This is a genomic window from Streptomyces sp. SID11385, assembly GCF_010548245.1.
In the GTDB taxonomy this organism is placed as follows: Bacteria; Actinomycetota; Actinomycetes; order Streptomycetales; family Streptomycetaceae; genus Streptomyces.
In genome coordinates this window covers 1-6569 of sequence record NZ_JAAGLR010000052.1, presented here as the reverse complement: position 1 = coordinate 6569, position 6569 = coordinate 1, and the positions used below count along the sequence as shown (strand labels likewise).

Annotated in this window: 7 protein-coding genes; 1 reads left to right on the top strand and 6 read right to left on the bottom strand. The window is 73.0% G+C overall.

The window, feature by feature from the left end; translation table 11 throughout:
• The coding region (locus tag G3I42_RS02255) for a sigma-70 family RNA polymerase sigma factor (protein WP_164282174.1) at positions 1–848 on the bottom strand (848 nt) is incomplete at its 3' end.
• 727 nt (positions 849–1575) lie between these two features.
• Between G3I42_RS02255 and G3I42_RS02250 the strand changes: the two genes are divergently transcribed.
• Positions 1576–1905, top strand: a complete 330-nt coding sequence (locus G3I42_RS02250; protein ID WP_164282173.1) for a MerR family transcriptional regulator — start codon at positions 1576–1578, stop codon at positions 1903–1905.
• A 113-nt stretch (positions 1906–2018) separates the two neighbouring features.
• Here the strand turns inward: G3I42_RS02250 and G3I42_RS02245 are convergent, their stop codons facing one another.
• The 5 genes from G3I42_RS02245 to G3I42_RS02225 all read right to left on the bottom strand — a co-directional run bounded on the left by G3I42_RS02245 (position 2019) and on the right by G3I42_RS02225 (position 6419).
• Positions 2019–2285, bottom strand: coding sequence for an SCO5918 family protein (locus G3I42_RS02245; protein ID WP_164282172.1), 267 nt, complete (start codon positions 2283–2285; stop codon positions 2019–2021).
• Positions 2249–2605 carry a CBS domain-containing protein gene (locus tag G3I42_RS37310; RefSeq protein ID WP_239096209.1) on the bottom strand — a complete coding sequence of 119 codons (357 nt, stop codon included), beginning with the start codon at positions 2603–2605 and terminating at the stop codon, positions 2249–2251. Before G3I42_RS37310 ends, G3I42_RS02245 begins: the two co-directional genes overlap by 37 nt.
• 134 nt (positions 2606–2739) lie before the next feature.
• Positions 2740–4269, bottom strand: a complete 1530-nt coding sequence (locus tag G3I42_RS02235) for a DEAD/DEAH box helicase (RefSeq protein ID WP_164282171.1) — start codon at positions 4267–4269, stop codon at positions 2740–2742.
• A 339-nt stretch (positions 4270–4608) separates the two neighbouring features.
• Positions 4609–4812: a cold-shock protein gene (locus tag G3I42_RS02230; RefSeq protein ID WP_164282170.1), complete on the bottom strand. Its 204-nt coding sequence runs from the start codon at positions 4810–4812 to the stop codon at positions 4609–4611.
• A gap of 311 nt (positions 4813–5123) precedes the next feature.
• Positions 5124–6419, bottom strand: coding sequence for a carboxylesterase family protein (locus G3I42_RS02225; RefSeq protein ID WP_343244423.1), 1296 nt, complete (start codon positions 6417–6419; stop codon positions 5124–5126).
• Between the last annotated feature and the right edge of the window lie 150 nt (positions 6420–6569).

Sequence of the window (6569 nt, the reverse complement as noted above, 5' to 3'; positions counted from 1 at the left end):
CGGGCGGTCGCGGCCGGGTGGGACGGGCCTTCCGCGCCGACGGCACCGGCCCCGGCCGGGTCGCCCGCGCGACCGGGTACGAGCAGGGGCAGGCCGGCGAGAAGCCGCTCGGGCGGGACGAGCCGTCCGGCGGGACGGCCGCAGGACTCGCAGGAGCGCAGGTGCCGTGCGATCCGCTTGCGCAGCAGAGGGCTGGGAGCCGGGTCGCCCGGACCGGCGAGCTCGGCCAGCTCCGCGCAGCGCGGGACACGGGACAGCGCGCGGACGACGGTCCGCGCCACGTCCAGCTGGGTCTTCATCCGCTTGACCTGAACCGCCAGATGGGCCGCCGGAAGATCCATGGCCGTGGCGATGTCCTTGCGGGAGAGCCGTCCGCACGCCTCCAGCCACCACAGCGACAACAGGTCGCGGTACGACGGGTCGAGCCACGCGGTGGCCGCGGCGACCTGCCGCTGCTCGGCGGAGAGCGACTGCCGCAGCAGGAAGAGGGTCGCGAAGTCGGGTTCCGGGGCGTGCCGTTCGTCGGCGTGTTCCAGTGTCGTCAGCCGGCCGGACCGCGCCCGCCGCCGGGCGTCGGTGAGCTGGCGCACGGCGATGGCCACCAGCCAGGAGCGGAACTTCGCCGTGTCCCGCAGGTCCGGCAGCGCGCGGATCACCGCGACCATGGTGTCCTGCACGATGTCGTCGACATCGAGATCGCGCTCCGCCGCCCGCCCGACCACGTTGTAGACCAGCGGCAGGGCGCCCGCGGTGAGCCGTTCGACCGCTCCGGTGTCCCCGTCGCGGGCTGCCTCGACCGTGCGGGGGTCCGGAAAGGTGCCGGACCTGTCGGGCTGTTCATGTCGCATGCGATACATCCTCGGACGAGAGCGGGTGCGGCTGCTCTGGTGGGCGGTCTTCGCAGCAGGAGACGAGCGGACCCGCCGGGCATAACACTTTCCGCACCGCTGGTCCGCCTCCGCCCTCCCCCGCCCGCGCGACGCCATCTCGGCTCAGCCGTGCGCGACGGCGTCGGGCAGCGGCGCGGGACTTCGCCCCCGGCGGCGGACCCGGCCGGGCACGGGAGACGCGGAACCATTCGGGTCAGGCGCAGGAAATCTGCATCGGCGAGAGTAGACATTGAGGCCGTCGCGGGTTAGGTTCTTCCCGTAGCCCAGAAGTCGGCAAGGCACGGCAGAGACGAACTGCCGTGCAGCGGTCAACGCAGGAGCGGACCGGTGGCGGAGTGGTGGAGCCGTAAGTGGTGGGTTCCCCCGCTGGCCGCCGGGCCGGGCGACCCCAGGGGTCGCACGCAGTACCGTGTTCACCAGTCAGTACGGATTGACCGAAGAGGTAAGGAGCCGAACGCCATCAGGATCGCCCGGGACCAGGACGCTGTCCGCCCGGGTACCGCAGACCCCGGATTGGAAGGTGGTCCCCGGTCACGCAACCGCGATCCCCGCAGACCCGTCCTCGCGAACGGGCAGGCGGAACAAGAAGGCCGTCGCAGTCGGCCGGCAGATGGTGTTGAAAGCTCGGGGTCCGGGCGCCGCCAGGCGCTCGGACCCCTCGACGCGTGCCCGGAAGAAGAGGTCTATGCCCCCTCGCAGTACCCGCCTCGCCGACAAGTTCGACGACGACGACTATCCCGCCTACACCATGGGCCGGGCCGCCGAGATGCTCGGCGCCACACCGGCCTTCCTGCGCACGCTGGGTGAGCACCGGCTGATCACCCCACTGCGGTCCGAAGGCGGCCACCGCCGCTACTCCCGCTACCAGTTGCGCATCGCCGGCCGGGCGCGCGAACTCGTCGACTCCGGAACGCCCGTCGAGGCCGCCTGCCGCATCATCATCCTTGAGGACCAGCTTGAGGAAGCCCAGCGCATCAACGAGGAACTCCGCCGTCAAGGCGAGTCCTCGGCCTGATCCCCGGCGCGCCCGGCCGCGTGACGGCGACTTCGGCGTTCACCGGGGCGAGGCGGGCGGGGCCCCGTCCGGTGTGTCCCGCCGCGTACCCGACCCGCGTGCGGGGCCTCCCGTCAGGGGCCGACCGCGGGGCCCGGTCCGCCGGTCGGGGGCGTGCGGCAGGTGAAGCCGAGGCGGGTCATGGCTCTCAGGACCTCGGCGGCGCTGAAGTCGCGGCGGTCCTGGCCGGTGACGACCTGACCGACCTGTTTCGCGGGGTAGCGGCGTCGCCCGACGATGACGAGGTCGTCGGTGACGGGCTCGGGCTTGACGCCCCTCATCGATTCGAGCACGCCGTCTCTGGTCAGGTCGAACGGGAAGCGGGCGATGACGCAGCGCATGTGGCCTCACGAGCTGGAACGGACGGGCGTGCGGAACGAGGGCGTTGTTCAGTGGGGGCGGCGAGCGCGCCCCGGACGTCGTTTTCGTCGCTGTCGGCCGCCGAGGGCCGGTCGTCGGGGCGCGCCGGGCGTCCGGCTTCGAAGCCGACGCCGTCCTGGATATCCCGCAGACGCGTCCGGTCCGTGTAGCCGGGGCTGCCGCAGACGGTGGTGAGGCGGGCGCGGGTGACGTGTCCGGTGGGCCGGCCGTCCTCGTCGCAGATGACCAGGTGGCGCGTGCGGGCGGCGGCCATGAGGGAGAGCGCGACCTCGACGGTCATGGCGTCCCAGACCCGCGGCCCGGCCGGGGCCGTGGGATCGGCCGGCGTCCCGACGGCTGCGGCGTGGGCGGGCGGGTGCGTGTGGACCAGTGGCAAGAAGTGTCTCCTGGGGTGTCGGGCGGGCCGGCGAAGGTCTAGGCCGCCAGGCCGGACGAGGGCGAAGGCGAGGGTGCCGGGGCGGGCCTCGGGCTGGGGCGGCGGCGACCGCGTGCGGCGCGCCGGGGGCGGCGTGCGTCCGCCGGGGTGGTGAGGACGACGGGGACGCCGGAGGGGGCCTGGGCGCCGGTGATGCGGTGCAGGGCCTCTTCCCCGGCGCGGACCTGGGTGGTCCGCGGGACGACGCCGGCCGCCGCCATCAAGCGGGTCACGCTCCGGCGCTGGTGGGGGGTGACGAGGGTGGCGACGCTGCCGGACCGGCCGGCGCGCGCCGTGCGGCCCCCGCGGTGGAGGTAGTCCTTGTGGTCGGTCGGCGGATCGACGTTGACGACGAGGTCGAGGTCGTCGACGTGGATTCCGCGCGCGGCGACGTTGGTCGCGACCAGCACACCGACGTGCCCGCTCTTGAACTGTTCCAGCGTGCGCGTGCGCTGCGGCTGCGACTTCCCGCCGTGCAGGGCCGCGGCCCGCACCCCGCTGCGCAGAAGGTGCTCGGTCAGGCGGTCGACGGCGTGCTTCGTGTCGAGGAAGAGGAGCACGCGGCCGTCGCGCGCGGCGATCTCGGTGGTGATCGCGTGCTTGTCGGCGCCGTGGACGTGGAGCACGTGATGCTCCATCGTCGTGACCGCCCCGGCGGAGGGGTCGACGGAGTGCACGACGGGGTCGTTGAGGTAGCGGCGCACGAGGAGGTCGACGTTGCGGTCCAGGGTGGCGGAGAACAGCATGCGCTGCCCTCCGGGGCGCACCTGGTCGAGGAGGGCGGTGACCTGCGGCATGAAGCCCATGTCGGTCATCTGGTCGGCTTCGTCGAGGACCGTGACGGCCACCTGGTCCAAGCGGCAGTGGCCCCGGTCGATCAGGTCCTTGAGGCGGCCGGGGGTGGCGACGAGGACCTCGGAGCCCCTGCGCAGCGCTGCCGCCTGCCTGCCGAGGGGCATCCCGCCGACGACCGTGGCCAGCCGCAGGCGCACGGAGCGGGCGTAGGGGCTGAGCGCGTCGGTGACCTGCTGGGCCAGCTCGCGGGTCGGTACGAGGATCAGAGCGAGCGGCTGCCCGGGCTCGGCGCGCTTCCCGGCCGTACGGGCCAGCAGGGCCAGGCCGAAGGCGAGGGTCTTGCCCGAGCCGGTGCGTCCCCGGCCCAGCACGTCGCGGCCCGCGAGGGAGTTCGGGAGCGTCGCGGCCTGGATCGGGAACGGCACCGTCACGCCTTGCGCGCCGAGCGCCGCTTCAAGGGCCCGGGGCATGTCGAGGTCCGCGAACCTCTCGACCCCGGGAAGCGCGGGGCTGATCGTCCTGGGAAGGGCGAACTCGGCCTGCGGCCTGGCGGGACGCGCGCCACGGCCACCGGGGCGGGACGGGCCGCCGGAACGGGACGGGGCTCCGGCGCGGTTCGCGCGCGGGTCGTCGGCGCGGTTCGCGCGCGGGTCGCCGAAGCGGCCGCTCCTTCCCGAACCCGCGTTGCCGTCACGCGTGCGGGAGGAGTGATTGCTCATGCCTGTGCGATTCATGCGGAGCCTTTCTTGGCACGGCACGCGTCGAGTGATTTTCCGCAGTCCTGAGCCGCGCGGGAAATCACGGGAATCGGCCGAATGGGACGCGAGACGAGAAGGTGATCGCGTCGCGGTCCGCGCAGGCGCCCGGGCGTAAAAGCGGCCACGCGTGGGAAAAGCGTCACCGGAGGTTCCGGCGGCGGGACCCGGCGGGTTCCCGCGCCGCTCCGGGCACGTCGGGTACGGCGAATGCCACCCCGTCGGCGTCGTCCCGGCCGGGACCGGCGCCGCGTACGCGAACAGCCGGGGCCCGCACCCCGAAGGATGCGGGCCCCGGCTGTGCGTGCGTCAGCCGCGTCAGGCCGGAACGATGTTCTCGGCCGTCGGGCCCTTCTGGCCCTGCGCGATGTCGAAGGTCACCTTCTGGCCTTCGAGCAGCTCGCGGAAGCCCTGGGCGGAAATGTTCGAGTAGTGGGCGAACACGTCAGCGCCGCCACCGTCCTGCTCGATGAAGCCGAAGCCCTTTTCCGAGTTGAACCACTTCACGGTACCTGAGCTCATGTCATTCTCCTTCGGGGCAGTGCAGCGGTATTCACACGATGCGAATACCGTGTCGCCGCGATGATTACCCCGACCGGAAAAGACCGGAATTACCAGGGACATTTCAGCGGCGTGTACACCGGCCGAAACACCTGAAGCATTGGGAACCACAACTGCAACTGAGAAGGACAGTAGCACACCGAAACGGCCGGACGGGCCGAGGAATTCAATTACGGCCTGCCGCGAGAATAAATACGTGCGCGCACCCGGTGCAAATACTGTTTTCGCCGGAACAGTTTTTCAGGCGGTCGGGCCACAGCATGGCGAAGGGTTCACGCGGCCGGTGCCGGGGTGTCCTGCCAGGCGGCGTGTGCTGCCCGGGCCAGGCGGCCTTCGAGTTCCAGGAGCGGTTTTTCCTCACTCGTTTCGTTGAAGACCATGCCCACGCCCCGCGCCCACGGCTGCCAGCCCGGGGTGCCCTCGGTCACGAAGGACACCCATGCCGCGTGGGCGCGGGTCGCCAGCTCGCGCGGGGGGTTCGGGCCGTGTGCGCGGGAGACCCCGTCGGCGTCGAGGAGGTCCCGGACGAAGGGCAGCTCGACGCAGTGGACCGCGAGGTCGCCGTAGAAGGGGGACGGCCAGCGGAAGTCGTAGAGCCAGGTCGTGTCGGCGTTCGTCGCCGCCCGCAGCCGGGACCAGCGCAGTGCCTGCCGCCTGGCGGAAGGAGCGCAGGCCGGGGAAGTGGCCGAGGAGCGCGGCCTCCTGCGCGGTTCCGGGTGGCTCGCCACGTACTCCGCGGCCAGCTCCGGCGGGAGGCCCGCCTCCGTCATCGCCCCCGCGATGTCGACGCCGCGCAGCTGCTCCTCCGCGTGCAGCATCCACAGGGTGAACTCGTGGCCTGTGACGCCGATGAGGAGGCGTTTGTCCGCGGCGACGCCCTCGGCGAGCGCGTCGCTCACGGAGCGGGGCAGCAACTCGCCGTCGACGACCGGGCCGAAGGGCATGCCGTGGTCCTCGGGCGGCATCAGGGCGCCCCGGATGAACGCCGCGGGGTCGATCGTGGCGGGAGGCGTCCTGATGCCGAAGGCGTCCTGGGCGTCCAGGGCCTGTTCCTCGGTCAGCGCGGACCAGCCCGCCGTGGTGGGCTCGACGCCCGCGCTCGCCGCCAGGGCCCGGCCCCGCTCCTCCGCGGATTCCCTGCTCTGCACGCGGTCCGCGCCGGACATGCAGATCGCGGCGCGGGAGAGCGACTGCGCGCGCGGCGCGGTGAACAGCGTCATGACGGAGATCCCGCCCGCCGACTGCCCGGCGAGGGTGACGGCTCCGGGGTCGCCGCCGAAGGCCGCGATGTTGTCGCGCACCCACTCCAGGGCGGCGATCTGGTCGAGGACGCCGCGATTCACGGGGGCGTCCTCGATCCAGCCGAAGCCGTGGAAACCGAGGCGGTAGGAGACGGTCACGACGACCACGCCGTCCCGGCTGAAGGAGCGCCCGTCGTACCAGGGGCTGACCGGCGAGCCGGCCGCGAAGCCGCCGCCGTGGAGCCGGACCATGACGGCAGCCGCCCGGGCGCGCCCGGCGCGGGCGTGTAGACGTTGACGTTGAGCGTCTCGTCCCCCGGCACGCACGGCTCGGGGAAGCTGGGCTCCAGCCCGAGCAGGCGCCGCTGCGGGGTGGCGCGCCGCTGCGGGGTGGCGCCGGGCCTGGTCGCGTCCCGGACGCCGGGCCAGGGCTCCACCGGCCGCGGGGCGGCGAAGCGGTGGGGGCCGACCGGGGCC